The 26,036-nt window shown below is 51.0% G+C and carries 26 protein-coding genes, 1 other RNA gene and 4 pseudogenes; 15 read left to right on the top strand and 16 right to left on the bottom strand.

Going from position 1 to position 26,036, the window contains the following annotated elements; genetic code table 11:
- The first annotated feature begins 82 nt into the window (after nt 1-82).
- Nucleotides 83-280: a cold shock domain-containing protein gene (locus ACHHV8_RS24190; protein WP_395161980.1), complete on the top strand. Its 198-nt coding sequence runs from the start codon at nt 83-85 to the stop codon at nt 278-280.
- 278 nt (nt 281-558) lie between these two features.
- On the opposite strand, the gene ACHHV8_RS24185 is transcribed toward ACHHV8_RS24190, so the two are convergent.
- The 3 genes from ACHHV8_RS24185 to ACHHV8_RS24175 form a co-directional block, all read right to left on the bottom strand.
- Nucleotides 559-1,206, bottom strand: a complete 648-nt coding sequence (locus ACHHV8_RS24185; protein ID WP_395161979.1) for a nitroreductase family protein — start codon at nt 1,204-1,206, stop codon at nt 559-561.
- A gap of 121 nt (nt 1,207-1,327) precedes the next feature.
- The gene (locus ACHHV8_RS24180; RefSeq protein WP_395161978.1) at nt 1,328-2,494 is read right to left on the bottom strand and encodes an MFS transporter; all 1,167 of its coding nucleotides are present in this window, start codon (nt 2,492-2,494) and stop codon (nt 1,328-1,330) included.
- Between the two features lie 15 nt (nt 2,495-2,509).
- Nucleotides 2,510-3,844, bottom strand: coding sequence for a polysaccharide biosynthesis protein (locus ACHHV8_RS24175; protein WP_395161977.1), 1,335 nt, complete (start codon nt 3,842-3,844; stop codon nt 2,510-2,512).
- A 201-nt stretch (nt 3,845-4,045) separates the two neighbouring features.
- Between ACHHV8_RS24175 and ACHHV8_RS24170 the strand changes: the two genes are divergently transcribed.
- The 3 genes and pseudogenes from ACHHV8_RS24170 (at nt 4,046) to pfkA (ending at nt 7,103) form a co-directional block, all read left to right on the top strand.
- Complete coding sequence (locus tag ACHHV8_RS24170; RefSeq protein ID WP_395161976.1) at nt 4,046-4,363, top strand: hypothetical protein; 318 nt, start codon at nt 4,046-4,048, stop codon at nt 4,361-4,363.
- 717 nt (nt 4,364-5,080) lie between these two features.
- Nucleotides 5,081-6,105, top strand: a pseudogene (locus tag ACHHV8_RS24165) (tetraprenyl-beta-curcumene synthase family protein).
- Between the two features lie 31 nt (nt 6,106-6,136).
- A pseudogene (gene pfkA, locus ACHHV8_RS24160) lies at nt 6,137-7,103 on the top strand (6-phosphofructokinase).
- 145 nt (nt 7,104-7,248) lie between these two features.
- On the opposite strand, the gene ACHHV8_RS24155 reads toward pfkA, so the two are convergent.
- The gene (locus ACHHV8_RS24155) at nt 7,249-7,686 is read right to left on the bottom strand and encodes a peroxiredoxin (protein WP_395161975.1); all 438 of its coding nucleotides are present in this window, start codon (nt 7,684-7,686) and stop codon (nt 7,249-7,251) included.
- 141 nt (nt 7,687-7,827) lie between these two features.
- Between ACHHV8_RS24155 and ACHHV8_RS24150 the strand changes: the two genes are divergently transcribed.
- The 3 genes from ACHHV8_RS24150 to ACHHV8_RS24140 all read left to right on the top strand — a co-directional run bounded on the left by ACHHV8_RS24150 (nt 7,828) and on the right by ACHHV8_RS24140 (nt 9,383).
- Complete coding sequence (locus ACHHV8_RS24150; protein ID WP_395161974.1) at nt 7,828-8,034, top strand: DUF3906 family protein; 207 nt, start codon at nt 7,828-7,830, stop codon at nt 8,032-8,034.
- An 81-nt stretch (nt 8,035-8,115) separates the two neighbouring features.
- Entirely contained in the window at nt 8,116-8,667 is a 552-nt protein-coding gene (locus tag ACHHV8_RS24145) for an NADPH-dependent FMN reductase (RefSeq protein WP_395161973.1), read from the top strand.
- 29 nt (nt 8,668-8,696) lie between these two features.
- The gene (locus ACHHV8_RS24140; protein WP_395161972.1) at nt 8,697-9,383 is read left to right on the top strand and encodes a uracil-DNA glycosylase; all 687 of its coding nucleotides are present in this window, start codon (nt 8,697-8,699) and stop codon (nt 9,381-9,383) included.
- A 110-nt stretch (nt 9,384-9,493) separates the two neighbouring features.
- Here the strand turns inward: ACHHV8_RS24140 and ACHHV8_RS24135 are convergent, their stop codons facing one another.
- From ACHHV8_RS24135 to ACHHV8_RS24105, 7 genes and pseudogenes are all read right to left on the bottom strand, one after another.
- Nucleotides 9,494-10,681 carry a putative glycoside hydrolase gene (locus tag ACHHV8_RS24135; protein ID WP_395161971.1) on the bottom strand — a complete coding sequence of 396 codons (1,188 nt, stop codon included), beginning with the start codon at nt 10,679-10,681 and terminating at the stop codon, nt 9,494-9,496.
- A 171-nt stretch (nt 10,682-10,852) separates the two neighbouring features.
- Nucleotides 10,853-11,008, bottom strand: a pseudogene (locus ACHHV8_RS24130) (hypothetical protein); the annotation flags it as partial.
- Between the two features lie 25 nt (nt 11,009-11,033).
- Complete coding sequence (locus tag ACHHV8_RS24125) at nt 11,034-11,102, bottom strand: twin-arginine translocase TatA/TatE family subunit (RefSeq protein WP_395163611.1); 69 nt, start codon at nt 11,100-11,102, stop codon at nt 11,034-11,036.
- A 207-nt stretch (nt 11,103-11,309) separates the two neighbouring features.
- Entirely contained in the window at nt 11,310-11,504 is a 195-nt protein-coding gene (locus tag ACHHV8_RS24120) for a hypothetical protein (RefSeq protein ID WP_395161970.1), read from the bottom strand.
- Nucleotides 11,505-11,652: 148 nt separating this feature from the next.
- Nucleotides 11,653-12,480, bottom strand: a complete 828-nt coding sequence (locus ACHHV8_RS24115; RefSeq protein WP_395163610.1) for a YitT family protein — start codon at nt 12,478-12,480, stop codon at nt 11,653-11,655.
- A 191-nt stretch (nt 12,481-12,671) separates the two neighbouring features.
- Nucleotides 12,672-13,397 (bottom strand): DUF4247 domain-containing protein, encoded by a 726-nt coding sequence (locus ACHHV8_RS24110; protein ID WP_395161969.1) that lies wholly within the window; start codon nt 13,395-13,397, stop codon nt 12,672-12,674.
- A 43-nt stretch (nt 13,398-13,440) separates the two neighbouring features.
- Entirely contained in the window at nt 13,441-13,974 is a 534-nt protein-coding gene (locus ACHHV8_RS24105) for a DUF4178 domain-containing protein (RefSeq protein WP_395161968.1), read from the bottom strand.
- Between the two features lie 280 nt (nt 13,975-14,254).
- Here ACHHV8_RS24105 and cshA point away from each other — a divergent pair, with 280 nt between their 5' ends.
- Entirely contained in the window at nt 14,255-15,853 is a 1,599-nt protein-coding gene (gene cshA / locus ACHHV8_RS24100; RefSeq protein WP_395161967.1) for a degradosome RNA helicase CshA, read from the top strand.
- Nucleotides 15,854-15,918: 65 nt separating this feature from the next.
- Here cshA and ACHHV8_RS24095 read toward each other — a convergent pair whose 3' ends face one another.
- A complete protein-coding gene (locus tag ACHHV8_RS24095) occupies nt 15,919-16,008 on the bottom strand; it encodes a YjcZ family sporulation protein (RefSeq protein WP_395161966.1) in 90 nt (29 codons plus the stop codon).
- Between the two features lie 160 nt (nt 16,009-16,168).
- On the opposite strand from ACHHV8_RS24095, the gene ACHHV8_RS24090 reads away from it, so the two are divergent.
- The 3 genes from ACHHV8_RS24090 (at nt 16,169) to fsa (ending at nt 18,108) form a co-directional block, all read left to right on the top strand.
- Nucleotides 16,169-17,047 (top strand): YesL family protein, encoded by an 879-nt coding sequence (locus ACHHV8_RS24090; RefSeq protein ID WP_395161965.1) that lies wholly within the window; start codon nt 16,169-16,171, stop codon nt 17,045-17,047.
- Between the two features lie 72 nt (nt 17,048-17,119).
- Nucleotides 17,120-17,301: non-coding RNA, 6S RNA (gene ssrS / locus ACHHV8_RS24085), on the top strand.
- Between the two features lie 150 nt (nt 17,302-17,451).
- A complete protein-coding gene (fsa, locus tag ACHHV8_RS24080) occupies nt 17,452-18,108 on the top strand; it encodes a fructose-6-phosphate aldolase (protein ID WP_395161964.1) in 657 nt (218 codons plus the stop codon).
- 219 nt (nt 18,109-18,327) lie between these two features.
- Here the strand turns inward: fsa and xylB are convergent, their stop codons facing one another.
- The gene (gene xylB / locus ACHHV8_RS24075; RefSeq protein WP_395161963.1) at nt 18,328-19,755 is read right to left on the bottom strand and encodes a xylulokinase; all 1,428 of its coding nucleotides are present in this window, start codon (nt 19,753-19,755) and stop codon (nt 18,328-18,330) included.
- Between the two features lie 175 nt (nt 19,756-19,930).
- Between xylB and ACHHV8_RS24070 the strand changes: the two genes are divergently transcribed.
- Both ACHHV8_RS24070 and ACHHV8_RS24065 read left to right on the top strand, forming a co-directional pair.
- Nucleotides 19,931-20,866 (top strand): 1-phosphofructokinase family hexose kinase, encoded by a 936-nt coding sequence (locus tag ACHHV8_RS24070; protein ID WP_395161962.1) that lies wholly within the window; start codon nt 19,931-19,933, stop codon nt 20,864-20,866.
- Between the two features lie 131 nt (nt 20,867-20,997).
- Entirely contained in the window at nt 20,998-21,387 is a 390-nt protein-coding gene (locus tag ACHHV8_RS24065; RefSeq protein ID WP_395161961.1) for a DUF1499 domain-containing protein, read from the top strand.
- Between the two features lie 55 nt (nt 21,388-21,442).
- Here the strand turns inward: ACHHV8_RS24065 and tpx are convergent, their stop codons facing one another.
- Nucleotides 21,443-21,961: a thiol peroxidase gene (gene tpx / locus ACHHV8_RS24060; RefSeq protein ID WP_395161960.1), complete on the bottom strand. Its 519-nt coding sequence runs from the start codon at nt 21,959-21,961 to the stop codon at nt 21,443-21,445.
- A gap of 103 nt (nt 21,962-22,064) precedes the next feature.
- Here tpx and gltC point away from each other — a divergent pair, with 103 nt between their 5' ends.
- On the top strand, nt 22,065-22,958 hold the full coding sequence (gltC, locus tag ACHHV8_RS24055; protein ID WP_395161959.1) for a glutamate biosynthesis transcriptional regulator GltC: 894 nt from the start codon (nt 22,065-22,067) through the stop codon (nt 22,956-22,958).
- A gap of 44 nt (nt 22,959-23,002) precedes the next feature.
- Here gltC and ACHHV8_RS24050 read toward each other — a convergent pair whose 3' ends face one another.
- Together ACHHV8_RS24050 and ACHHV8_RS24045 are read right to left on the bottom strand one after the other, a co-directional pair.
- Nucleotides 23,003-23,689 (bottom strand): zinc metallopeptidase, encoded by a 687-nt coding sequence (locus tag ACHHV8_RS24050; RefSeq protein ID WP_395161958.1) that lies wholly within the window; start codon nt 23,687-23,689, stop codon nt 23,003-23,005.
- Nucleotides 23,690-23,710: 21 nt separating this feature from the next.
- The gene (locus ACHHV8_RS24045; RefSeq protein ID WP_395161957.1) at nt 23,711-24,142 is read right to left on the bottom strand and encodes a helix-turn-helix domain-containing protein; all 432 of its coding nucleotides are present in this window, start codon (nt 24,140-24,142) and stop codon (nt 23,711-23,713) included.
- A 480-nt stretch (nt 24,143-24,622) separates the two neighbouring features.
- Here ACHHV8_RS24045 and ACHHV8_RS24040 point away from each other — a divergent pair.
- Nucleotides 24,623-26,015 (top strand): annotated as a pseudogene (locus ACHHV8_RS24040) (ammonium transporter).
- Nucleotides 26,016-26,036 lie beyond the last annotated feature (21 nt).

Raw genomic sequence — 26,036 nt, 5'->3', positions numbered from 1 at the left:
TGAAGGTTGATTTATAAAAAATGTGATGCTATAATATTTATATTCGCCCTTAGATGGCGATACTTCTAGGAGGTTGTTTTCATTGAAAGGTACAGTAAAATGGTTTAACGCAGAAAAAGGTTACGGTTTCATCTCCGTTGACGGCGGCGACGACGTATTCGTTCACTTCTCCGCAATCCAAGGCGAAGGCTTCAAAACTCTTGAAGAAGGCCAAGCCGTTGAGTTTGAAATCACTCAAGGTAACCGTGGTCCTCAAGCAGCTAACGTCATTAAGCTATAAGATCTAAAAACTTCGATGGGGTTTTCTTCGAATTCAGCTTGTTCCAGCTATCACGAATGGAGATCCTACTTCATCGTAAAAGTTTTCTTATATATTAGTGCATAGCTTCTTAAAGAGAAAGCAGTTCTCGGAAATGAATTTTCGGGAACTGCTTTTTTTGCAGGGGCTTGCCTAACAATTCAAAAGGATAGTACAGGGGAACCGACGGTTTCCTTGTACATCCTTTTTTTTGCGGGGCGGCTATAGCTGCGAGCGCGCAGAAGAGCAAGCGCAAGCCGTTAGTTGACGATCCGCAGGATGTCGTCGACTTCCTTGCGCGGCAGCCGTCCCGGACGCTCGGCCGGATAACCGAGTGAAATGACCATATTGATTTGGCTTTCCACAGGAATCGCCAAATATTCACGCAGCTGGTCGGCCGCCAGCAGCACCGGCCCTGTCATCGGGCAGGTCGCCAGTCCGCGGGCGTGCGCGGCGAGCATCAGGTTTTGCGCGGCAAGGCAGCTGCTCTTGATGCCTTCCTCGGCCCATACGGAGTCGTCTACCAGCTCAACCGGGTCGAAGATCCGTTCGCGGAATTTGGAATTGTACGGCGTTGCCAGACAAATCAGCAGGACCGGCGCGTTGGAGAAAGCCGTGGCGTACGGGCCGAACGATTTGACCAGCAGGCGCGCTTCCTTGGACAGGCCGCGCTGCTCCGCCTCGGCGGCTCTTTTGTGAAGCTGATCCCAGGTCATCTGCTCGATGTCTTTGATTTTCTCGCGATTGACGACGGCGATAAACTCCCACGTTTGCGAGTTCGTATCGCTCGGAGCGTAGCGGGCGCAGTCAATCAGTTCTTTTATATCCTCAATGGCGACTTCTTGCTCGGTAAATTTACGGATGCTTCTGCGATCCAATAAGATGGATTTGAATTGTTCAAATTGCATGGATGTTCTCGTCCCTTCAAGCTATTTCAATAAAAAATGATTAAGACTTGGTACTAAAAGCTGCTGTTTATTATAGCGGTTTTACGTGTCGAAGACAACCGCAGTCAGTCGATTGGGCTGCTCAGGCATCCTTTGCGAAGGCGTGCAGCAGCAGAAATCCGATGGCAGCGAGGAAGGAGAGCAGGGCTCCTACCGTATACATCAGATGGGGGCCTCCCGAATGGAACAGCCATCCGCCTAACGTTCCGCTCAATAAGCCCGCGACTCCTGACCAGGTTACCGCATAAATTGCTTGCCCCGTCGAGCGGTATTCATCAGGCACGACTCTCTGAATGTAGCGGATGACCGTGAACATGAAAATACCGAAGGTGACACTGTGCAGAGCCTGAATGGCAATGACCCACAGCGGATTGTCGACCAGACTCATGAGCGTGAAACGGACGACATACAGCAGCGAGCATACGACGAGCAGCGGTAGCTCCTTATAGCGGTGCCCGTATTTGCTGAGCAGAAAGAACATCGGGATCTCACTCAGCGCAGATACCATCCACGACCAGCCGACGACCGTTTGGTCCGCTCCCAGCTTCTGGAGAAACAAGGCCAGGAAGCCGTCGTTGAACCGGTGCGCGACCGAAACGGTGACGACCGTCAACAGAAACAACAGAAACGTCCTTGAGCCGATAATTTGGACGATGCCCGAAAATTCGATTTTTTTACGGTTGGCGCTCTGGGCATCTCTCAGGAACAGGGAAAGCAGCAGCGTCAGGCTGATGGTTCCCAGGCATAGATCCACGGTCATATCGGCTCCCTGTTTTTTCAGCAGCATGCCGAAGACGATCGAGGCCGCTGCAAAGCCGATGGAGCCCCAGACGCGAAAGGAGGCGTAGCTTTTTTTCGTGCCGCGGATGGTCAGCAGGGTCAAGCTGTCGTTTAGAGACGACATCGGCGTCTGAAAGAAAAAGAATAACGCCATGAATACCATCAGCAGGCTGAATTGGGAGGTCTGCGAAACGATAGCCGCCATCAGCAGCTGACCGGACAAAATGCAGATCAATATTTTCTTGACGGTACGGGCTCTGTCGCTGATGAATCCCCAGAACAAATTCGAGAAGATGCCGAGCATCGGACCGATCGAATACAGCAGTCCGATCTGAATTGTAGAATAACCGCGCGCTTGAAAATAAAGCGGGAAATAAGACGTAATGACCGCCATGGTCATATAGAATGAAAAGGAAAACCCCCGAAGCACCGTATCTCTCGGTTTCGGGAGCTCTTGAGCGCTGTCCACCTGAATCCCTCGTTTCTAAGATTTGAAAGTCATGCGAACCGGCTGATTGCCTGCCGCTCTGCCAATCTCCCGGAGGACGAGCCAGACAACGGCAGCTTCCGCCGCAACCCCCAGCGATTGCGCCAGCGCGCCGATCATCCCGTTCCAGCCGGGGCTCAGCCACACGCACAGAACGAGAGAAAGGAGCGTCACCGACACGTTGGCGGCCTGCGACCAGACCATAACCTTCGTCTCGCCTCTCAGCATGATCATGCCGTTGCCGAAATCAAGCCATGGGAACACGAGCGTCGTAATCATAAACACCCGCAGCGTGTCGAGGCTTGCCAGCATCAGCCGCTCGTTTACGCCCATAACGTTCTGCATGAACCAGGGACCCAGCGAGGTATAGGACATAAGGGCGATCAAACAGCCCGGAATAAAAGCAAGAATGAAGGTAAACCGGATGACGGATTCCGAATCCTTGCGGTAAAAGTTCAGGACGATCTGATGAATATAGGAAAAGAAGCTTTGTACAAGCTGCGTCAGGCTGGCGGCAATGGCGAACGAAGCGACGGACAGCTGAAAATCCATGGTTTTGCCGAGGAAAGCGTTGACCGCCGGACCGATAATTACCGCAATGACCGAAGAGAATAGAAGCGGCCTGTAAAATTGAAAAATTTGCCGCGGACGCTCGATCGGATGGTCCGGCTTCTTCTCGGGAATTTCCTTCAGAAGGGAACGTCCTTCCCAATAGCTGACTCCGGCCTCGATAATCATGCCCGACAAGAAGATGATGGCGCCGACCTGCCCGCTGTTCACCTGATTCGTGTGAATAAAATAAAGCGAGAGCAGGTACATGGCTGCAAGCCGGACCAGCATGCCGACCGTTAACCATTTTGTTCGCATATTGAATATAATAATTCCATGGTACAGGCATCTCAGTCCTGAGAAGAAGCTGACAAACATCAGGATTCTGTAGACATCGACCATCGGTTGGATCAAAGCTTCCTCAACGCCGAAAAAATGCAAAAAAACCCATCTGCCGATGGGAGAGTAGCAGATTAAGACACCCAGGAGCATGATGCTGGCGAAGATGTACCAGCTGATAACGGTCATGGCGCGGAAGGAAATGCGGTCGCGAACGAGGGCGGAGCAGGTTTGCCGCATGAGGACGGCAGGTCTCTCCGTAATCCCAAGAATGCTGAGCGGAAGCGCGTAGCTGGCGATAATCACTTCGGGATTGGCCGAACGGGCCAGCGTGCTGTTGATAATCACGTGTGAAATGGTAACTAAGCTTGCAGAGAGACCGAGCGGTATGAAAAAGGCAAGCAATTGCCGAAATGTCACTCTCGTCTCTTGGTGGCTATTCATCGGCAGGTCTCCTAGCAGTTGGTTTATATCAAAATCATCGCTCTAGTATAGCACAGAATATGCGGGCGTGAACCGTAATTTTTAAGCGCAGCTACTGGGCAGGAGATGCTTATTCATGGTACATTAATCTTTAAAGGAATTTTTCAACCGCACCGTTTGGAAATGTTTTTCTGTTTTCTCAAAGAAAGGTGGCTTATGACCATGACTTGGACTTTTGTAATAGATGACCGTCTCGGCATTCCGCTGCCGCAGCTCGAATTGGAATGGGATCAGTATTCGGAAGCCGACCGCTCGGAGATTTTGCTTCGATGGGAGGAAATCCGCGGCACGATCCCGGACCAGGTGAAGAAGCTGGAACAGATCATTATCAAGAAACAGGCGCAGCTGAACGTCGAGGAGAACTTCAAGCTGTCCTGCCAGCTGAACAGCGAAATAGCCGAATTGGCGGGCACCATCAATGAACTGCATCTGTGGTTCAGGGTCAATCAGGATATTACGTCTTCCGCGGCTCACCATTAATATTTTGAGTGGGATTTGCCGAATATTTGTAATATAATATACGTTATGAGTTTCACAGGAAGCGAAGGTGAATGCGTAGTGTCATGGACGGAAGCTGTACCCCGGTTATGCCGAATGATGGCGGAGCATCGCCCTTCCCTCTATCCTACGGAGGAATGGGACGATTTGATGGATATTCGGATTTCGAAGCTGTCGCTGGACGGCTCGGACGCTGCAGGACAAACTTATGCGGCCGCCGTGAAATCGGCTTTTCATTTATGGAACGATAGTCTGGACTTGTCCCACGAGCTGTCCCAGGAGATTCATACTCCGACCGGCAGCTACCTGCACGGGATCATGCACCGGATGGAGGGCGACTACAGCAACGCCAAATATTGGTTTCGCCAAGCCGGCGTTCACCCCATCCATCAGCCGCTGCTCCAGCAGGCTAAGGCCCGCTTGACAGAAGGCGGCATGGAACGGATCGGCAGCGAGGCGCTGAAGTCGAAGCTTGAGCAGCTGTCGGCATCCTCGGCATGGGATTCCGCCCTGTTCGCGGATATGGTCAGCCATCAAGTGACGGTTGCCCAGGACCCGGAGGCGGAAGTACTGTTGTTAGAGCTGCAGTGGACGGAGTTGAAGCTGCTCCTGCAATTTGCTTTTCAGCAGACCGGGGGGACTCGTTTGAGCTTTGACGCAAGGCAAAAGGCGCTTGTACCCCGTACCCCGGTGCAGCTTATGCTGCGCGTGTACCGGTATGTGATCCCGGAGGTTCGGGAGCAGCTTCGCGTTTGGCGCAGCCGGGCGGACCGGATGCCGGACCCGGAGCTGCAAAGACAGGCGATTGCCAGCATGACCAGCAAGCAGTTTCACTGTCAGGGCGGCGCCGTGTACGCCATAGCCAATTTAGAGATGCGGCATATCCTTATTCCGCTTATTGTTGCGTTCCAGACGATCAGCGATTACCTGGACAATTTATGCGACCGGAGCACGTCGATGGACCCGGACGATTTTCGCCGGCTGCACCAGTCGATGCTGGATGCCGTCGATCCTGCCGAGCCGCTGCACGATTATTATGCTTTCCGGCCGGAGAAGGAAGACGGCGGTTATTTGAACGAGCTTGTCAAGACGTGCCAGGCCAGCTTAAAGCTGCTGCCCTCCTATGCGCAGGTGGCGGCAGGTCCGTGAGCTTGTAGGCCTTTACTGCGATCTGCAGGTGTACAAGCATATTCGCCATGACCTGAGGGAGGAAGCGCTGCAGAGCTGGTGGAAATTGCACGAACCCCGGTTCCCTGCCATAAGCTGGAATGAGTTTGCCGCGGCTACGGGCTCGACCTTAGGGGTGTTTATGTTTTTCTTGGCGGCTGCGGACCCGGAGCTGAAGCCGGGTACCGTGAAGGCGATTCATGAAGCTTATTTTCCGTATATTTGCGGTTTGCATATATTGCTTGATTACTTGATTGATCAAGAGGAAGATGAGATCGGCGGCGATCTGAACTTTTGCAGCTATTACGACGGAATCGGACCAGACGATCGACAGGATAGCCATGATTGTCGTGGAGGCGAGGGAGAGAGCAGAGCATCTGGAAGTGCCGGAGTTTCACCGGATGATCATCGAAGGTTTGCTTGCGCTCTATTTGTCCGATCCTAAAGTAAGCAGGCAAAAACAGGTGAAGCAGGTATCGAGGGAACTGATGAAGGGAAGTCCGCTGATGCGGCTGTTTTTCCTTGTCAACAGTATGTGGGTTCGTAAAACTTCGTAGATGCAGTATCATTTTGAGGAGGAAGCCATACATGTCAGTTAAAAAGATAGCCGTACTCACAAGCGGCGGAGATTCGCAAGGAATGAACGCGGCCGTACGCGCAGTCGTGCGCAGCGGTTTGTTTCACGGATTGGAAGTATTTGCAGTACAGCGCGGCTATGCCGGTCTGATCAATGACGATATCCGTCAGATGGCACCTTCGCAGCGTGGGCGACATTATTCAGCGCGGAGGCACGATTCTGCAGACGGCTCGATGTAAGGAGTTTATGACTGCGGAAGGCCAGCAGCTGGGCGCGGAAAACCTGCGCAAGCGCGGCATCGACGGCCTGGTTGTCATCGGCGGAGACGGCTCCTACCAAGGGGCGAACAAGCTGAGCAAGCTTGGAATCAAGACGATGGGACTGCCGGGAACGATCGACAACGACATCCCGTTCACGGATCTGACGATCGGCTTCGACACAGCGGTTAGTATTGTTGTCGATGCGATCAACAAGCTGCGCGATACGATGAGCTCCCACGAGCGTTCGTCGGTCGTAGAAGTAATGGGCCGCCACTGCGGCGACATTGCGCTGTACGCGGGCCTGGCAAGCGGCGCGGAAACGATCCTCGTGCCGGAAGTGCCTTACGATCTGGATGAAGTGGCGCAGCGGATGGCGGGCAACTTCGAGCAGGGCAAGCGTCACAGTATCGTATTGGTCGCCGAAGGCGTCGGCAAGGGCGAGGACATCGCGAATGAAATTACGAAGCGCAACGGCATCGAACCGCGCGTTACGGTACTCGGGCATATTCAGCGCGGCGGAGCGCCGACGCACAATGACCGCATCCTGGCGAGCAACCTCGGCGATTTTGCCGTCCGCAAGCTGATTGAAGGCGATTCGGGCAAAGCGTGCGGCATTATTAAAGGTGAGCTGACGGTAACGGATATCGATAAAGTCGTTCACTCCAAGAAAGATTTCAACCTGGAGCTGTACGAGCTGGCCAAGCGTCTTTCTCAATAAATCACTTATAAAAAACATGCAGCTCCATTCCTCGAAAAGGGCGGGCTGCATGTTTTTTTGCATTTGACGCGTTCGAATCCCAAGCGGGCGCTGCGGCACTGCGCGACACAGCGGTTAGCCGAGTCCCGCGGGCGGACTTGTCTGATTATCCGGTTCCTTCGAGCGCAGAGATAATTTCAGGCGTCGGCCGGTTGCCTTTTCTGGCATAGGCAATGCGCCCGTCACGTCCGATGACATAGACGATGCGCTGCTGTCCCAGCAGAAACATTTTACCGACATCGTACAATTGGCGGATCCGATCATCCGTGTCCGAAACGAGCGGGAAATCGTAGCTGTGCTTCTCCGCAAAGCGCCGGTGTTCCTCCAGCGTGCCCGGGTTAATGCCCAGCACAACCGCGTCCCGTGCGGCGTACAAAGCCTTGGAATCTCTTACGCTGCAAAGCTGCTTGGTGCAGATGGGCGTTTCATCCTTCGGATAAAAGATCAGCACGATAGGCCGGCTTCCGAGGTAATCCTGCAATTGGACGGCTCCCTGCGTGCTCATTGCTTCAAAGACGGGCGCCTGCTGCCCGATAGAAAGCATAGTTGTCGCTCCTTTCGCATTTCGCATGTTCGCTATGTCCATTGTAGTCAATATGAGAAAAGACATGCAAGCGTGCGGCTGTTCTGTTACGATAGAGAGGTGTGATCAATTCGGCAAGGCAGCAGAGGAGGGGATAGCCGGATGTATATGTATAAGCTTGAGGTCGAATTAAGAAGCCGGACGATACATGTCATCTTGATGGCGGAGCAGGATGCGCAAGCCTTTGATTACCTGGAGGAGCATTTGGTCCGTCATTTTACTCCCACCCCGGAGGTCATTGGAGCCAGTATTCTTGACAAGAAGCGGGCCGTCAAAGGGGCAGGCTACGTGATTGCGCCCAAAGTGTAAAATATTGACTTCCTTTCGTTGACTTAAGAGACATTATATACTAATATGTATCTAAAATATGCAGTCAAAGGAGCGAACTTTATGAAAATAACCATCGTATCGGGAAGTAACCGCAAACAGGCTACGAGTACGCAACTATCCCAATATTTAAAGAAGGTGCTGGAAGCGAAAGACAGCCAGGTTACCTTAATTGATCTGAATGCGTCCCCGCTTCCGTTTTACAGCCCGGATGCGGAGCACCATGACGAGAACTTGAACGCGTTTAAGAAGAGCCTGAACGAAGCTGACGGGATCGTGCTTGTTACGCCGGAATATCACGGAGCGCCAAGCGGCGTACTGAAGAATGCGCTGGACCATGTCGGCTTTGAGCAATTCGACGGTAAAGTGGTGCTGTCGGTCAGCTCGGCGGGAGGCGCCGTAGGCGTGAGCTCGCTGCAGCAGCTGCAGACCATCGTGCGCAACGTGCACGGCATCAACTGCCCGGAATGGATCTCGATCGGCGGGGAGCAGCGGAGCTTTACAGCGGAAGGAGAACCTGCGGACGCTAAGACGAAGGAGCGGGTTCAAAGAACGGTCCTTTATTTCGCTCAGATGGTTCAATCCTTCCGCAAGCAGAAACAGCTGCAGAATTAGGAAATACAAGCTTTGGAGTGAATCGGTTTATGGCCATTTTATCGAACGATTGGGCGGGGCTTCTGGAGGCTGAATTCGAGAAGCCTTATTATAAGGAGCTCCGGCAATTTTTGAAGCAGGAGTACAGTCATCATACTATTTATCCGGATATGCACGATATTTTTAATGCGCTGCATTTGACTTCCTATGCCAATACGAAAATCGTCATCCTGGGCCAGGACCCTTATCATGGGGCAGGGCAGGCGCACGGTTTAAGCTTTTCCGTTAAGCCGGGCGTGCCGGCCCCGCCATCCCTGCAAAATATGTTCAAGGAGCTTCGCAGCGATCTGGGCATCGATATTCCCAATCACGGATATCTGGTGCATTGGGCCGAGCAGGGAGTGCTCCTCTTGAACACCGTCCTGACGGTTCGCGAAGGGATGCCCAATTCCCATAAGGGGATGGGGTGGGAGCAGTTTACGGATCAAGTGATCCGGCTATTGAATGACCGGGAGGAACCGATTGTGTTCATCCTGTGGGGAAGCCATGCGCAGCAGAAAGCCCAGCTGATAACGAATAAGCGGCACGAAATATTGCGCTCCGCTCATCCGAGTCCGTTATCCGCGCACAGGGGATTTTTCGGGAGCAAGCCCTACTCGAAAGCGAACGAATTCCTGAACCGGCACGGAGAGGAAGAGATCGATTGGCGTCTTCCCGACCGGACGACGTATCTCTAGGATTTATTGACAATCAATGGCAGCAAAAAAAGACCTTTCCAATTTATTACTGGGAAAGGTCTTTTTTGCTTGCTGGATACAGCGGGGAACAGCAGCAGCGGAAAGCCGGTTCAAGGCTCGTAATTGACATCGGGGGTGTAGGTGTTTACAGCATTCCAGAGCAAAAACTCGTCGACGCCGTTATCCTTCAGAGCGCGAATCTGCTCCTCGACCTCATGCTTGCCGTATTTGATATAACCCTGCACCCAGGAAGCGGTAAAATCCTGCAGCCACGGGCGAATGACGGGCTTGCTCTGCCCGATGGGTTCAAGCTTCTTCAATGTATCCTTCGCGGCTCCGTTGATCGTCACATAAGGCGCTGCATCCGGAACCTTGGCGCCGAACCAGCCTGTACTGTAATGGCTGGGATAGATCATGGGACAGATCACGTGGACATTCTCCGAAATTTTCTCGAAATCTTGTCCGATGCCTTCCGCGGCGGGAACGGATGCGGCATAGCCGAAAATATCGACCGACACCCGGACGCCAAGCGGCTCCAACTGCTCCCGAGCATAGTGGACAAACTCGGTTACCGCCTGGATACGCGTCCGCTCATCCTTGTCATATTGAAGGCTGTCCGCCCGTTTTTCGAAGCCTTCGGGAAATCGCACATAGTCGAATTGAATTTCCTTGAACCCGGCTTTCGCGGCTTCCTTGGCTACCTTGATGTTGTAGTCCCATACTTCCTTCTTATACGGATTGACGAAGCTGTCCGGCGTCGCTTTGCCGTTATTCCACAGCGTTCCGTCCGGATTGATGAAGGACAGCTCAGGGTGCTTTTGCGCCAATACCGTATCCTTGAAGACGACGATACGGGCGATCGGGTACACCTGGTGCTCCTGCAGCGTCGACATCAGCTTGGGCATGTCCGGAATAATTTTTTGCGTCGTGTCCATAGCTTCAAGCTCAGGATTGCCTGTCGGATAGGTAATGTACCCCCAATCATCCTTCACATCGACAACTACCGCGTTAAGCTCCGTGTCATCCATCAATTTCATTAAAGTGTTCAACCGGGCGCCGCCGGCGCTGTGAGCCGTCATGTATACTCCCTTGACTTTGGGAGCGTCCTGCTGCGGATCATGCTTGTCTACAGCGGCCTGGGATCCGCTTCCGGGGCTTCCGGAGGCCGTACCGGCCGGCTGCACCGCCGCATTCTTGGCATCGTGCGATGCCTGCACAAGCTGATCGAAGCTGACATTCGGCTGATCGGCACCGACTTGTCCCATAACCATCAGTAGGGAAGCGAGTAAAAGTTCCATGATTGCGCATCTCTCCTTGAAGCCAATGTATGACTAATTATAAACAAAGCGCGGAGGGGTTCATAGAGGATTTTGACGCATTTTGTTGAATATCCGTGTAAGGAGAGTATGGCATGGAATCCATAAAAAAAACCATCTCCACTCAGATTTGAGTGAGATGGCTTCAATTTATTATTTAGGCTGGCTTACGCTCGAGCTATCGTGCGAAGCTGCTTCAGTAACGGAAGAATTCAATTCCTTCTTTGGCGCCGGTACGGCTTCGTCGTTGGAGGAAGAAGAACCGCCTCCGGTCGTTGCATCTTTAAATTCACGGAACATTTTACCAAAACCGCGTCCTAGCTCAGGTAATTTGTTAGGTTCCGAAGAGTAATAAAGCTACGAGCGCAATTAGTATAATATGCCATGGAGATAGAGCTCCCATGTAATACACCTCCGATTTTGGTTAACATATGTATCATACCATGTATTAAGAAAAAAATTAACGTTAAATTGTTACTAATCGTTAACAAATTCAAGGACCCGCTTAAGAAAACCCCACAAAGTGGAGCTTATGCTTCGAAGCAGACTCAGGTACTTTGCGGGGCCCCGAGAACATATCAATTCTATTCTGTGTAAATAAAGACGCCTTTTAATGAAGCAAGGCGTCCTTTTGATGTTCGGAAATGCTGTATTGAATAATTTCCATCGCGTCTTCGGTTTCCAAAGCTTCAAGCCCGTTACGAAGTACAATCTCAAAATCGAGCTCCGATCGCTTAAGAAAAGGATACAACTCGGGAGTCAATCTCATTACAATCGTCGATAACTTTACTGTTTCCACAAGCATTCACCCTTTCTTATCATCTGTTGGAGAAGATCAGGCTAGACTTTCGTGAATCGTACAGGTAAAGCATTGAGGCGTTGAATGAAATTACACCTTTCATTATACCATACGCAGAAAAGAAATGAATGGATTAATTGCTCATTGTTACGGGCTAGCCGCGCCTGAATCGTCCCATAATACCAATGGTTTCCACAATATTGACAAAGGCCTGCGGATCCGCCGCGCGAATCATATTCCGCAGCTCTATAAGCTCATATCGCGTCGTCACCGTCATAAGCATATGCTGCTGCTGCTTGGTATATGCCCCTTCGATATTGACGACAGTCACGCCGCGGTGCACTTTCATCAGCCGCTGAACCAGCGAATCCTTGTGGCGGGTTACGATAAAGACCGTTACCTTCAAATGCTTCGTATAGATCATATCGACCACCTTGCTGGTGATATAAATGGATAGCATGGAGTTTAACGCCAAATCCCAATTATTTTTATAATAGCCCAAGGCGAGAATGACCAGTCCGTTCAAAATAAACAGCGAGGTGCCGAGCGGAAAGTCGCGCTTCTGGGTTACGATGGAGCCGATGATATCAAAGCCTCCCGTCGACCCTCCGGCACGAAGCGAGATGCCTGTGCCTACGCCGATCAGGACGCCTCCCGTGACCGCCGCCAAAATATCGTTCTGCGCCGCCGCGGACTCGGGAATCAGGTGCATAAACCAGGAAGTGAAAATGACGGATATAACACTTAGCAGGATGAATTTCCGTCCGATTTGAAGCAGTCCCCAGATGATGACAGGGAGGTTGCTGAGCAAATACAGGAACGCGATATTCCAGCCTGTGAAATACCCGATAATCATGGAAATTCCCGACAGTCCGCCGCTGAGGATTTGTCTGGGAATAAGGAACAGATTGAAGCTGGCCGCTACGAGCGCAGCGCCCAGAACAACCGTACACGCCGGCAAAATCCATTGACGAAGCACGATGGAACCACCGCCTCCTGTTGAATAGGCTGATCGTGATGCATATTATGTATTATGATGCACGAAGATCGATTCCAAACATGCTCCTGGAAAAAGCCCCAAGAAAGCTCTGCAATAAGTGAAATGCCAGAAAAAGTAACAAGGAAAAAAGCTCCGCCCCGGCTGACCGGGACGAAGCTTTGATCGCAAGTAACTTATTTTCGTTTGAATGACCCCGAACGCTTCGTTGTACTCGGCTTGGAGGTGCTGCCGGAGCTTTTGGACGGCGTTTTGTAGGTTGGGGTGGGCCCGTCATTTTTCCGGTCGATTCCGCTGGAGCTTTTGCTTCCAGATGAGGTCGAAGGGCTGGTGCCGAAGCTGCCCTTTCGATCCGTCGTCGTCGGTGCCGGCGTCGAAGGCTTGGTCGCCGTTCCGCCCGAAGGGGCGGAGGATTGATATTTGCCGTAATCGTCATACCGCTTCGTCGAAGTGTAGCCCCGATAATCGTATCCCGTACCGCGATTGCCGCTGAGCCATCCCCCTCCGAACAACGATTGCAGCAGGGAGGCGGCAATGTAGCCCTGCAGGAAGGAAGAATCGTAATTTTGCTTGGCGTATTCGACCGAGTCCAGCTCGACTAGCGTATTGCCGGCATTATTCGGATCTTTCTGTACATTAATGATTTTATCCTCATACACGAGAAACATCTGGTCTTCGGATTCTTTGCTTACTTCCTGAGGCTTTTCGTTGGCCGCAAGCTCCTTGGCCACGGCAGGGACGTCTTTGCCTGCTACGGAATAAATTTTGGCTGTTGATTTGCCTTGCCCCTGAACATCGACCAGGGAATAATTATCTTTAATATAATTGCTTGCATTTCCGCAGCCCACAAGCAGAGTGAAGACCAGGAGGACCGATAGCCACTGCATCGCCCTTTTTGTCATTGTTGGTCACCTCCATACGGATGATCATCCGTCAGTTCCTGGCTCAGCGGCTGCCTTTCATAAATTTGATTTGTCCGGCAGGCGTTTTGGTGCCTTCCATTGCGACGAACTTGCCGTCCTGCCACTGCAGGAAGAAGTATCGTCCTTCCGAACCGAAGTAACGCCACATCATAACTTCGTCGTTCGCACGGAAGTCGGTGTTTCCTTCGGCCCGTACCATATCGCTGCGCTGCTGCTCCAGGTTATAGGTCACTTCGCCGTTCACATCCAGCTCAGTCGGCACATCGTCCGGACTGTCCAGCGAGCCTTCCACGAAAGTGCAGTTGAAGCATTCGTAGGTACGGCCTTTTTCAATGAGGAGACACGATATTTGTGAACCGTTCTGTAAGTAATAGACGAACCGGTGAGGCGGGAAGCCGCGGTCAAAATATACGAGTTTCCCCGATACCACGTATTCCTCGAGATCCATGTTAATAATATCTCCAACTTGGGTGTCTTCCATCGGATTCGATATTTGGGCCGGAGGTTCTTGTTTCTGGCTTTTAATGATCGAACCCACTCGCTTCCAAATCGACATGGGCAAACGCTCCTTTAAATAAAATACCCTTTTTGTCAGGGTAATTCCTTTAATTATTATATCAATTATATACGCCAAAGCGGAAGTGAAGGTTTCATTCTGAATCCCCTGGAATATCAATTCGAGTTGTGGTATAATACTAAAGATATTCTTAAGTACGGCCTTGCGTATTTAAATACGAATGCTTCGGATGCATTTTGAGATACAATATAAGGATATAGGAGTCGCACTTAAGGGTATAAACAAATAAGAACCCTATATAAAAGGAGATTGAAATCATTTGAAAAATTTCAGCGAGTTCGGATTAGAGCCCAAGGTACTTCGTGCCATCACGGAGATGGGCTTTGAAGAGTCGACACCGATTCAAGAAAAAGCAATGCCAATTGCAATGGAGAATCGTGACCTGATTGGGCAAGCCCAAACCGGAACGGGGAAAACTGCGGCTTTCGGGATCCCATTGGTTAACAAAATCGATGTAAGAGAAGAAAAAATTGTGGCTTTGATCATGTGCCCGACACGGGAGCTGGCGATCCAAGTAGCGGAAGAAATCGAGAAGCTGGGCAGATTTAAGGGCATTCGTTCGCTGCCGATCTACGGCGGTCAAGACATCGTGAAGCAGATTCGCGCCCTGAAGAAAAGACCGCAAATTATTATCGGTACGCCTGGACGCTTGCTTGACCATATTAACCGCAAAACAATCAAGCTGGACGATGTACAGACCGTTATTTTGGATGAAGCGGACGAAATGCTGGACATGGGCTTTATGGAGGATATTCAATCGATCCTTCGTCTGGTGCCTGAAGATCGTCAAACCATGCTGTTCTCCGCTACTATGCCTGCCAATATTCAAAAATTGGCGCATCAATTTTTGCGCAATCCGGAGCACGTATCCGTTATTCCTAAGCAAGTAAGCGCACCGTTGATCGACCAATCTTACATCGAACTGCAGGAAAGACAAAAATTCGAAGCGCTGTGCCGCTTGATCGATATGGAATCTCCGGAATTGGCGATCATTTTCGGTCGCACGAAGCGCCGGGTTGACGAGCTGGCTGAAGGTCTGCAAAAACGCGGCTACACTGCGGAAGGCCTGCATGGCGACTTGTCCCAAAATCAGCGCGATAACGTTATGCGCAAGTTCCGTGACGGCAGCATCGACGTGCTGGTAGCGACGGACGTTGCAGCTCGCGGCTTGGACGTATCCGGTGTAACGCACGTTATTAACTTCGACCTCCCGCAAGATCCGGAGAGCTACGTTCACCGTATCGGCCGTACAGGCCGTGCAGGGAAAGAAGGAGCGGCTTACACATTCGTAACGCCTAGAGAAATCGACCACCTGTACTTCATTGAGAAGATCACTCGCCACAAAATTACAAGAAAGCCGATCCCTAGCTTGGCGGAAGCCATCGAGGGCAAGCAAAAAGTAACGGCTGAGCGCATTCTTGAAGTATTGGGCAAGGATGAGCATAACGAATTCAAAGGCTTGGCGATTCAATTGCTGGAGCAGCACGATTCCGTACATTTGCTGGCATCGGCTTTGAAGCTGCTGACAGGCGACAAAAAAGAAGTCAGTGTTGAATTGACTCCGGAAGAGCCGCTTCGCGCTAAGAAAAGAAGAAACGATGTGCGCAGCTCCGGCCGCAGACCATCGGGTCCATACGGAACAGCTAGCGGCGCTCGCCGCGATGGCGGAAGATCGTACGATCGCGACCGCAACGGCTCCTCTTCCCGCCCTCCGCGCAGAGACGGCGGCGGCAGCAGAGATTACTCTTCCCGTGACAGCCGCGGCGGCGGACGTTCGGAAGGCCGCGACTATCCGCGCGACCGTGGATTCAACCGTTCGACTTCTTCCCGTTCCAACGAGGAAATGGTTAAGAACTAAGCATTGGTTTGAATACAAAAAGGTGAAGCCCGCAAGGCTTCACCTTTTCTTTTTTAACGGTAATATTAGAAGAATCCTGCCTGAAGGATAATGACCAAAAGAATATATAGAACCAGAATCGTACCGGTTGTCGTCCAGAGAGCAGTTTGGGACATATTGCTGACCTCCTTTGAAGTTGTCATGGCCGGGTGGTTAATATACTATATGCCTAAGGGCGAATTACGCATAGACAGCTACCTAGATCCCGCAAAATAGGCTATAATATACATTAAGCATCAATACGAACTACGTAATTTGTCGAGGAGGGTGTCTTTTTTGGAATTTAGAGGCATTATGGGAGGCTTTTACCGCATCTCAGAATGGATTATGCGGCTATCCGTAATCAATGTGTTATGGGTGATTTGTGCGATACCCTTCTTCTTGTTGGGATTACTGACGCTGCAGACCGAAACGGTGGACCAGCTGCTGTCCGCAATGATTATCGTTGCCATCGTCTCCCCCTTTACGATTTTTCCGTCTACGGCGGCTATGTTTGCGGTAGCGCGCAAATGGATGACGGGCGAAGAAGACGCACCGTTATTCAAAACCTTTTTCCGGGGATACAAGGAAAACTTTAAGCAAAGTGTGCTCGGCGGTTTGATTTATGTGCTGATTGCGGCTATTCTATACACGAACTTTCGATTTTACGGAAGCCAGACCAGCTCGTTCGGCGTTCTGCGTTTCCTAGTGTTGACGCTTACAGTGCTCGTTTCGGTTTCGTTTTTCCACTTTTTCTCCATTATGTCGCATCTTCATATGAAGCTGTTTCAAATTATTAAAAATGCGTTATTGATATCTATCGGGCATCCGATCCGTTCTATTTCGATGATCGCGTGCAACGGGATTGTGATTTACATCAGCCTCACGAAGTTCACGTTTCTGATTCCATTTTTCATGGGCAGTCTGATCGCCATCATTTCCTTCTGGCATTTCAATCATATTTTCGGGCGTCTGCAGATGAAACAGCAGGAGCTGGCGGAGAAGGAAGCGGAGGCTGCACGGGCCAAGGAAGAAGGCGAAGAAGCGGAGGAGTTCTCTGACGCTGCGGAGCCGGAGCTAAAGGCTTTGGAAGACGGGACAAGCCGTGAATCCAATGGACGGACAGAGATGGATCAATCCGACCGGGATGGGGATACTAAACATCACAAGGCGTAATTTCCTTGGAAACAAGTAGTTTAAGGCCGAGGTTTACTTTCGCTTAAGAAACTCTTATAATAAGAATACAACAAAATCCTGCGATGTACGTTTCGGTTTTAAGTTGTTTTGAACCAATGACTGTTTCTAGGGAGACCTATATCGAATCCGCTGCTGACCTGCCCTCGAAAAGGGACTTCAAACGCGGTTCTGCGGACACCCACCTGCGAGAGCGGGTTTGAAACGCTAAATCGGACGGCATATGCGGGTTTTTTTGTGTTAATTTTCCGTCATTACTGGCTCTGTGCTTTAGGTACCGGGACGGGCCCTGTCGAACTACATACTCTTGTAAGGCTTGATCTTGTTATTTCTAAGGCTTATTCCGTTGGAATGAACGGAAGCATAGAAAAGGAAGGGTGACAAGCTTGAAACTGTTTATCGACACAGCGAATGTAGAAGAGATCCGTAAAGCACATGATCTGGGAGTTATTGCAGGGGTCACGACGAACCCTTCTCTTATTGCAAAAGAAGGCAGAGATTTCTTTGAAACGGTCAAAGAAATCGTATCCATTGTCGGTAACATTCCGATCAGTGCGGAAGTTATCAGCCTAGAATCGAAAGAAATGATTGAGCAAGGTCGCAAGCTGGCCGAGCTTGGAGATGGTATCGTCGTTAAAGTCCCTATGACAGAGGACGGTCTGAAGGCGACGAAAGCTTTTACGGAGCTGGGCATTAAAACGAATGTTACGCTGATTTTCAGCTCGCCTCAAGCCTTGTTGGCCGCACGTGCAGGCGCAACCTACGTATCGCCGTTTATCGGCCGTTTGGATGATATTAATCAAGTGGGCATAAACCTGATTAAAGAGATCAGCCAGATGTTCAAAGTACATAATATTTCCTCGGAAATTATCGCTGCCAGCGTACGTCATTCCGCGCACGTTATCGAAGCGGCACTGGCGGGTTCTGATATTGCAACAGTACCTTATAAAGTCATTCAGCAAATGACGAAGCACCCGTTAACGGATGCAGGGATTGAAAGATTCCTTGCGGATTGGGAAGGCGCGAAGCTGAGTCAATTTTAAGCATATTATTTATTAGTAAAAAAGCCTGCCGGGGAGACCTGGCAGGCTTTTCTTCATTTACTTAGGAGTCAGGCCTTTTCCTGCAGCTGCCGACGGCAGCTCAGGAAAAAAGAAACGGATTAGACAAGGTCGCTCAAACGGTGCATAGTCGTTTTTAGTGTAGGATACAAGGTCTTATACACCTCATAGTATTGTTGATAGCGGCTTTGGTTCTCCGCGTTAGGCTCCACACGGTCCACAACCTGAATCCAGCGCTCGCACAGCTCGCTGATGTCTGTGCCGAGGACTCCCGATGCGGCCATCACAGCCGCTCCGTACGCAGCAACCGTCCGTCGAATTGACCGTGACTACCGGATAGCCGAAAATATCGGCGATCATTTGGCGCCAGAACAAGCTGCGCGCACCGCCGCCGTTGACCCGCAGTTCTTTGATTTCAATGCCGGAAGCTTGAATCAGCTCCATGGAGTCGCGTAGGCCGAAGGTGATTCCTTCCAGTACGGCGCGGGTCAGGTGAGCCTTCGTATGACGGAGGTTTAAGCCGATGAAGCCTCCGCGGGCTTTGGGATCCGGGTGAGGCGTCCGTTCGCCGGTTAAATAAGGAATGAACAGCAGCCCTTCGCTGCCGAGAGGAGCGGTTTCGGCTAAAGCCGTCAGAAACTCGTAGACGTCGCGGCCTTCCGCCTGCGCCTGCTGGAGCTCTTCGTAAGCGAAATGGTTGCGCCACCATTGAAAGGAGCCCCCGGCGGCCAGCATGACGCCCATCCGGTGCCATTTGCCCGGCACGCCATGGCAGAAGGAGTGAAGGCGGCACTCCGGATCAACCTGATACGTGTCGTCGTGTACGAATACGACACCAGAGGTGCCGAGCGCCACTGAGGCGATGCCTTGGCGGACGACGCCGACGCCGACCGCTCCGCAAGCCTGGTCGCCGCCGCCGGCGACTACCGGCGTGCCCGCCGCCAATCCGGTAGCTGCCGCAGCTTCCGGCAGCAGATGGCCGGCAATCTCGTTGCTCTCGAAGAGCGGAGGAAGCCATGCCATAGGCAGGTCAAGACGCTCCATCACCTCGGACGACCATCTGCGGTTCTCCACATCCAGCAGCAGTGTGCCGCTTGCGTCTGCCATATCCATGCCGAAGGCGCCGGTCAGCTGCAGGCGCACATAGTCCTTGGGCAGCATCAGATGCGCTGTCCGGGCATAGTTCTCCGGCTCGTTGTTGCGGAGCCAGACGGCCTTCGGCGCGGTAAAGCCGGTAAGCGCTTTATTGCCGGTCAGCCGGCCAAGCGCTTCTTGGCCGCCTACGGCCTCCTCGATCCACTCGCACTCGGCTGCCGTCCGCTGGTCGCACCATAGCAGAGCGGGACGGACGACCTGCAGCTCGCGGTCGAGAAAGACGGAGCCGTGCATTTGGCCGGATAGGCCTATGCCGGCTACCTCGCTGCCCTGAACTCCGGATTTGGCCAGCAGTGCCTGAATGCATTCAGCGGTACCGCGCCACCAATCCTCCGGGTGCTGCTCGGCCCAGCCCGGCTGCGGCTGCAGCAGCGGATATTCCACGCTGTGGCTTGATTTTACCGCTCCCTGGTCATCCACCAGTATACATTTAACAGCCGATGTGCCTAAATCAATTCCAAGATAATACGTCATGATTCCACCTCATAATAGAATATTATAACTTTGTTTAGTGAATAAACAAATGCATGCTATAATATATTCGGAGCCGGTTCGAAAAATCCTGCCGAAGCATGAAAGCAAATTTTCGAAACCTTTATCGGGCTTAGGTGTATAATAGGGCAGGGCAAGACAAAGGAGGATCAAGGCATTGATAACGACAGTTACGCTGAATGCGGCGATAGATAAAACCTATACGGTTTCCCGTTTCCCGCTTGGGGAGGCTACGCGGACCGGAAAGCCTTATGTTCTGCCTGGCGGAAAAGGAATCAATGCGGCCAGAGTTATCGGGCAGCTTGGCGGTGAAGCTTTGGCGACAGGCTTTACAGCGGGCATGAATGGCAGAAGCATCGAGCAGATGCTGGAGCGGCAGGGGATCGCGCATGACTTTGCTTTCGTTGAGCAGGGCGGAGAATCGAGGCTGTGCCTGACGGTCCTTGACCAGACCACAGGGCAAACGACAGAGCTTATTGAACCCGGTCCTGTCATTGGCAAGTCGGATCTTACGGCATTGCGGCAAAAAATACATCAATGTGCGGCCCGGTCGCAGATTGTTGTCTTTTCCGGCAGTGTGCCCGAAGGGGTGCCTGTATCGATTTATCGAGAGTTGATTGAGATCGCGAAGCGGGCGGGCTGTCTGACGATACTCGATGCCAGCGGCGAAGCGCTGATCCATGGACTGGCCGGTATCCCGGATCTCATCAAACCTAATGAGCATGAAATTGCCGCGCTGCTTGGTAAGCCACTAACGGATGTGAGGGAGCTGGGGCCGGTAATGGACAGGCTGAACGCTCTAGGCATTGCTTATGTAGTCGTTTCTTTGGGGGCTGAGGGCTGTATTGCCGGGCATGAGGGCAAGCTCTTCAGAGTAGCGGCTCCGAGCCTGCAGGCGGTGAATACGGTGGGCTGCGGGGATTCCTTCGTGGCGGGACTGGCCGTAAGTCTTGCCCGGGGGGATTCGGTTGAGGAAACGCTGAAGCGCGCCGTGGCCGCAGGAGCAGCGGATGCTTTAACGCCGGAGGCGGGAGTTGTGGACTCAGGTATAGTGAATCGTATGATGAGAGAGCTTATTGTCATCCCTTTGTAATATTTTTTTATAAAGCGATAACAAACTTGTCAAAAATGTGAAATAACACTTTCTCTGCGGCCCAAACAATGTTATGATTGAACATAGTGTTTACCGGATTTTGTATTGTACTTCTATGAGGAGGGAAGGCTTTGTTCAAGCGAACCTTAATCGGCCTTATTCGCAGCCATGAGACCACTGGGGAGAAAGCGAAGGATCCGGCTTTAAAGACCCGATACTATAAACTTTCTATGGATCAGGTTTGGGATGAAGTCACCAACATGTTTAAAAAAATGAACGGCTACAAGCTTCTTCATGAGGTTAGGAACGTCGGGGAAATCGTGGTGGAACGGAGAACGATGACCGGCCGTACGCAAGACATTACATTGACATTGTTCGGAATTAACCCGGTGAAAACGGCCATCGACATTTATTCCGCTTCCAGAGGGTCTCTCGGAGATCTCGGTTCCAATTACCGTACGATTTTGGAGATTTATAAGCAATTGGATAAACGGCTGGCGGCTCATAAAATACAAGAGTAGAACATAAAAAACATCGGGATGGCCTTGCGGCTTCTCCCGATGTTTTTCTATGTACTTAGATTAATTTTTGTACGGCAGCAACCGCGTTCTCATAGTTCGGATGCTCGGTCATTTCGCCAAGGTACTCGACATATTGAATCGTGTCGTTAGCGTCGATCACGAAGATGGATCTCATCAGCAGTTGAATTTCTTTGATCAGCACGCCGTAGGATTGACCGAAGTTGCGGTCTTTATAGTCAGAAAGCGTTACGACTTTATCGATGCCGGCAGCGCCGCACCAGCGGGATTGTGCGAAAGGCAGGTCCACGCTGATTGTCAGGACAACCACGTTATCGCCAAGCTTTGCCGCTTCTTCGTTAAAACGACGGGTTTGAGCATCACATACGCCTGTATCCAGAGAAGGAACTACGCTGATCAATTTGATTTTACCTGCGTAATCAGCCAGAGAAGCTTGCTCTGTCAAGTTTTTGTTCACTTTAAAGTCCGGAGCTTTGTCGCCGACTTTCAGTTCAGGTCCAACCAAAGTAATCGGGTTGCCTTTCAACGTTGCAACACCTGTACGTTCTTGTGCCATGTACATGGGCCTCCTTATTTTCCTAAAAGTATAATTGGTATTTCACCAAGATTTATTATAAACTTTTTAAAAGGAACTTGTCCAATCGAAAAGGAGTAAGTCAGTGGAACTAAGACAGCTTCAATATTTTGTGAAAGTAGCCCGCAAGCAGCATGTGACGCAGGCGGCGGAGGAGCTTCATGTGGCTCAGTCCGCGGTGAGCAGGCAAATTCATCAGTTGGAAGAGGAGCTGGGCGTTCCTTTGTTTGTGCAGAAAGGACGAAATTTGCAGCTGACACCGGTTGGCAAGCTGTTTTTGGGCCGGGCGGAAAGCATCTTGAGCGAGCTGGAAAGAGCGGTTATGGAGGTTCGGGAATTTCTCGATCCGGAGGTGGGAGAGATTCGCATCGGCTTTCCGCACAGTCTGGGCATTTATTTGCTGCCGACGGTCGTTGCGGGCTTCCGCCAAAAGCACCCGAACGTTAAGTTCCGGCTGCGTCAAGGGACCTATAACAGCTTGATCCGCGATGTCGTGAACGGGGAGCTGGATTTGGCGTTTATTTCGCCTTTTCCCGAGCGTCATGAGCATGTCATCGGAGAACTGCTGTTGCAAGAGGAATTGTATGCGATTGTGCCGGAAGGGCACACGCTTTCGGATTGCGGCTCGATTCGGTTGGAGCAATTGAAGGACGAGTCATTTGTCATGTTCAGCGAAGAATATTCGCTTCGCAATATCGTGTTGGAGGCCTGTGCCAAGGCGGGGTTTGTGCCGCGGATCGGCTTTGAAGGCGAAGAGACGGATACCATCCGGGGACTGGTCGCCGCGGGCGTAGGAGTCAGTCTGCTGCCGGAAATGGCGCTGACCGAGATCAGCCAGCTTCAGCCGGCGAAGGTCCGGGTTATTGAGCCGCTGGTGACCCGCAGCATCGGGCTGATTCAGCGTAAGGGCGAGAAGCTGCCGCTGGTGGCTGAGGTGTTTTATGGTTTTTTGATGGAGTTTTTTGATCGGACGAAATAAAAAAAAGAAAGCCGGGGCAGCGCCTCAGCTTTCTTTTTTTTAGGTTAATCGTCGTTGCGGTTCGTAAAGATCATAATATACTTCAACAGCTCCAGCAGGGAGATTAAGGCTGCTGCGACATAAGTCAGAGCTGCGGCATTCAGCACCTTGGCGACGCCGCGTTCTTCATCGTTCGTAATAAATCCTTCAGCGACCATCAAATCCCTTGCCCGGTTGCTGGCGTTGAACTCCACCGGCAAAGTGACGAGCTGGAAGGCTACCGCAGCCGAGAAGAAGATAATTCCGAACCCGAGCAGGAAATTAAACTGTTGAAAAATCAAGCCTGCCAGAATCAGCAGCGGCGCCACGCCGGAGGCGAAATTCACCGCCGGAAACATTTTGTGACGCAGGGTCAGCATCGGATAATGCACTTTATGCTGGATCGCGTGACCTACCTCGTGGCAGGCGACGGAAATGGCGGAAATGGAGTTTTCATAATAAACCGGCTCGGACAGCCTTACAACACGGGAAATCGGATCGTAGTGGTCCGTCAGACGGCCTGGAACCGGCTCGATCGGAACGTCGTACAGTCCGTTGGCATCCAGCATCCGCCGTGCCGCCTCATAGCCTGTCATACCGGAATAGGTGCGGACCTCGGACCATTTGTTAAACGTCCCTTTTACTCGGAATTGGGCCCACAAGGAAAGCGCAAAAGCAATGATGATCAAAAAATCCATCGGGTGAAAAAACATGGCAGCAGACCTCCGTTTATATTAGGATAAGGGACTTTTACCCAGTAGTAACAGCAAGGCTTCGATACAAGCTGCGGTATGCGGAGTCAGCAGTTTGTTGAAATTCTTCATTTGAGTCGGTTTAAGCTTGTCAAGAAAAGGCAGAATCTCCTGGGCTTCCTTTTGCAGCTGCTGCAAATGGATCTGCAAAGATGTCAGCTTATCTGTCACAATCTCATCTTGACCTACTTTTTTCCACTGCCTTAAGCTCGCCTTGATTTCCTCTAAGGTATATTTCTCCCTCTTCATTGTTTCAATACGTTTCAGTCGGGTTAAGGTTTCATCGCTGTATAAACGATAATTCGTATCCGAACGGGTTTCAGGCTCGATCAGACCCAATTTGGTGTAATAGTCGATAGTTCTGGGGCTAACGTTCGAGACGCGTGCGAGCTCGCCGATTTTGTATAGTTTCATATCCCCATGGTATCACCCCTTATATGTAAGATAATTTTAAAATAACACTCTGCTTCGTTGGGCTGCATTTTCCTACTAATGATATGATCGCAAATCGTACGATAGTATTTATGATAACTGAAATCAAACCATACAGTCAAACGTTATGCTTTTAATGGCAAACGGCCTGTGGATTTCTTCTTCCGTTCCCTATATATAGGAAATGATGTGTCGGAGAACCTGACGTGAGCAGGGGCTGGATATCTATAAAAACACAATCATTTTGGGCGTATTTGTAAGAAATCGTCACGGCATTTCCTGCAAAATGCTATTTTATTGTGGTTAAAACCGAATTATGCACATTTAATGTAAGGTTATTTTTCGTTTTTTACGATTATTTGATGAAAATCCTATTGTCAAATACCAAAAAGCTGTATATAATGACATTAAGATTTTCAAAACATGTTATATAAATTAACATTAAGAAGGAAGTGGTCAGCAATGCTTAAGAAAATGCTCCTATCCACAGGTTTCATGTCTTTACTACCAACCATGGCGTTCGCGGCAGATGACAAAACACCCGCCCAGCTCGCCGGCGCGATTGATTCGGTCTGGGTTATGCTTGCAGCCATCCTGGTTATTTTCATGCAAGCGGGCTTTGCGCTTCTGGAAGCGGGATCTACTAGAATGAAAAATGCGGGTCACGTTGCAGGTAAAACGATTCTTACGTTCGGTATTTGCGCCATTGCTTTCTGGGCGATCGGTTTCGGCTTAGCGTTCGGCGACGGCAACAGCTTTGTTGGAGAAGGCGGCTTCTTCCTGGACGGTACGCAAGAGCAAATTAAAGGCTCGATCAGCCTTTTTGCGGAATCTCCGATTCCAATCGGTATCTTGTTCTTGTTCCAATTGGCTTTTGCAGGCGTATCCCTGGCGATTGCATGGGGCGGCTTCGCAGAACGCGGTAAGCTTCCGGTTTACTTCATCTTCGGTATTCTGTTCACGGTTCTGATTTATCCTGTCGTTGCTCACTGGGTATGGGGCGGCGGCTGGCTGGGCCAATTGGGTATGCAGGACTTCGCGGGTTCCACGGTAGTTCACTTGCAAGGCGCAACGGCGGCATTGGTAGCGACAATCTTGCTGAAACCGCGTATCGGGAAATACAATAAAGATAAAACGCCTAATTTGATCCCAGGTCACAACCAAGTTTTGTCGGTACTCGGCGTTATTATTCTCTGGATCGGCTGGTTCGGTTTCAATGCAGGTTCTACGCTTAGCGCAACAGGCGACGGTTTCTTCGGTTATGTAGCTTTGACAACAAATCTTGCCGCTGCGGCAGGTGCGGTTGCTGCTATGGTAGTTTCTTGGATGTACTTCGGTAAAGCGGATATTCCTAGCATGCTGAACGGCGTTCTTGCCGCATTGGTTGCCATCACGGCCGCTTGCGCCTTCGTATCGCCGCGCGATGCCATTATCATCGGCGCACTTGCCGGTATTATTACCTTCTTCACTGCTCAATGGTTTGAAAAAGCAGGTATCGACGATCCGATCTACGCTTTCTCCGTACACGGTATCGCAGGCATTTGGGGCACATTGTCTACAGGGATTTTCGCTAAACCGGAGTTGGCTGAAACCGTAGGTGTTGGTAAAGCAGGCTTGCTGTACGGCGGCGGCTTGGAGCAATTGGGTGTGCAAGCGCTGGGCGTATTCGGAGCTTTCATCTTCGTACTTGTTCTTTCCTTCATCATTCTGGGTCTGATCAAAATTACGATCGGTCTCCGCGTTACAGAAGAAGAAGAAATCGTGGGTCTGGACACTTTCCGAGCATGGCACTTACGGATATCCGGAGCAAATGAAAAAAGCTCAAGGCGGTTCGGCGACCACTCAAACCGTATAAAATCCCTGAGCTTCAAGAATT

It is taken from the genome of Paenibacillus sp. TAB_01, from assembly GCF_043945595.1.
In the GTDB taxonomy this organism is placed as follows: Bacteria; Bacillota; Bacilli; order Paenibacillales; family NBRC-103111; genus Paenibacillus_S.
This window is presented reverse-complemented; position numbering and strand designations above follow the sequence as displayed.

Excerpts from the sequence above, each read along its gene's own strand:
- ACHHV8_RS24185 (WP_395161979.1), bottom strand. The coding sequence starts at position 1,206 with ATGCAATTTGAACAATTCAAATCCATCTTATTGGATCGCAGAAGCATC.
- ACHHV8_RS24050 (WP_395161958.1), bottom strand. The coding sequence starts at position 23,689 with ATGTTTTTTCACCCGATGGATTTTTTGATCATCATTGCTTTTGCGCTT.
- ACHHV8_RS24145 (WP_395161973.1), top strand. The coding sequence starts at position 8,116 with ATGAAAATAACCATCGTATCGGGAAGTAACCGCAAACAGGCTACGAGT.
- ACHHV8_RS24170 (WP_395161976.1), top strand. The coding sequence starts at position 4,046 with ATGACTTGGACTTTTGTAATAGATGACCGTCTCGGCATTCCGCTGCCG.
- xylB (WP_395161963.1), bottom strand. The coding sequence starts at position 19,755 with ATGACGTATTATCTTGGAATTGATTTAGGCACATCGGCTGTTAAATGT.
- ACHHV8_RS24150 (WP_395161974.1), top strand. The coding sequence starts at position 7,828 with ATGTATATGTATAAGCTTGAGGTCGAATTAAGAAGCCGGACGATACAT.
- tpx (WP_395161960.1), bottom strand. The coding sequence starts at position 21,961 with ATGGCACAAGAACGTACAGGTGTTGCAACGTTGAAAGGCAACCCGATT.
- ACHHV8_RS24135 (WP_395161971.1), bottom strand. The coding sequence starts at position 10,681 with ATGGAACTTTTACTCGCTTCCCTACTGATGGTTATGGGACAAGTCGGT.
- ACHHV8_RS24045 (WP_395161957.1), bottom strand. The coding sequence starts at position 24,142 with ATGAAACTATACAAAATCGGCGAGCTCGCACGCGTCTCGAACGTTAGC.
- ACHHV8_RS24140 (WP_395161972.1), top strand. The coding sequence starts at position 8,697 with ATGGCCATTTTATCGAACGATTGGGCGGGGCTTCTGGAGGCTGAATTC.
- ACHHV8_RS24155 (WP_395161975.1), bottom strand. The coding sequence starts at position 7,686 with ATGCTTTCTATCGGGCAGCAGGCGCCCGTCTTTGAAGCAATGAGCACG.
- ACHHV8_RS24105 (WP_395161968.1), bottom strand. The coding sequence starts at position 13,974 with ATGTCGATTTGGAAGCGAGTGGGTTCGATCATTAAAAGCCAGAAACAA.
- ACHHV8_RS24120 (WP_395161970.1), bottom strand. The coding sequence starts at position 11,504 with ATGCTTGTGGAAACAGTAAAGTTATCGACGATTGTAATGAGATTGACT.
- ACHHV8_RS24175 (WP_395161977.1), bottom strand. The coding sequence starts at position 3,844 with ATGAATAGCCACCAAGAGACGAGAGTGACATTTCGGCAATTGCTTGCC.
- ACHHV8_RS24110 (WP_395161969.1), bottom strand. The coding sequence starts at position 13,397 with ATGACAAAAAGGGCGATGCAGTGGCTATCGGTCCTCCTGGTCTTCACT.
- ACHHV8_RS24095 (WP_395161966.1), bottom strand. The coding sequence starts at position 16,008 with ATGTCCCAAACTGCTCTCTGGACGACAACCGGTACGATTCTGGTTCTA.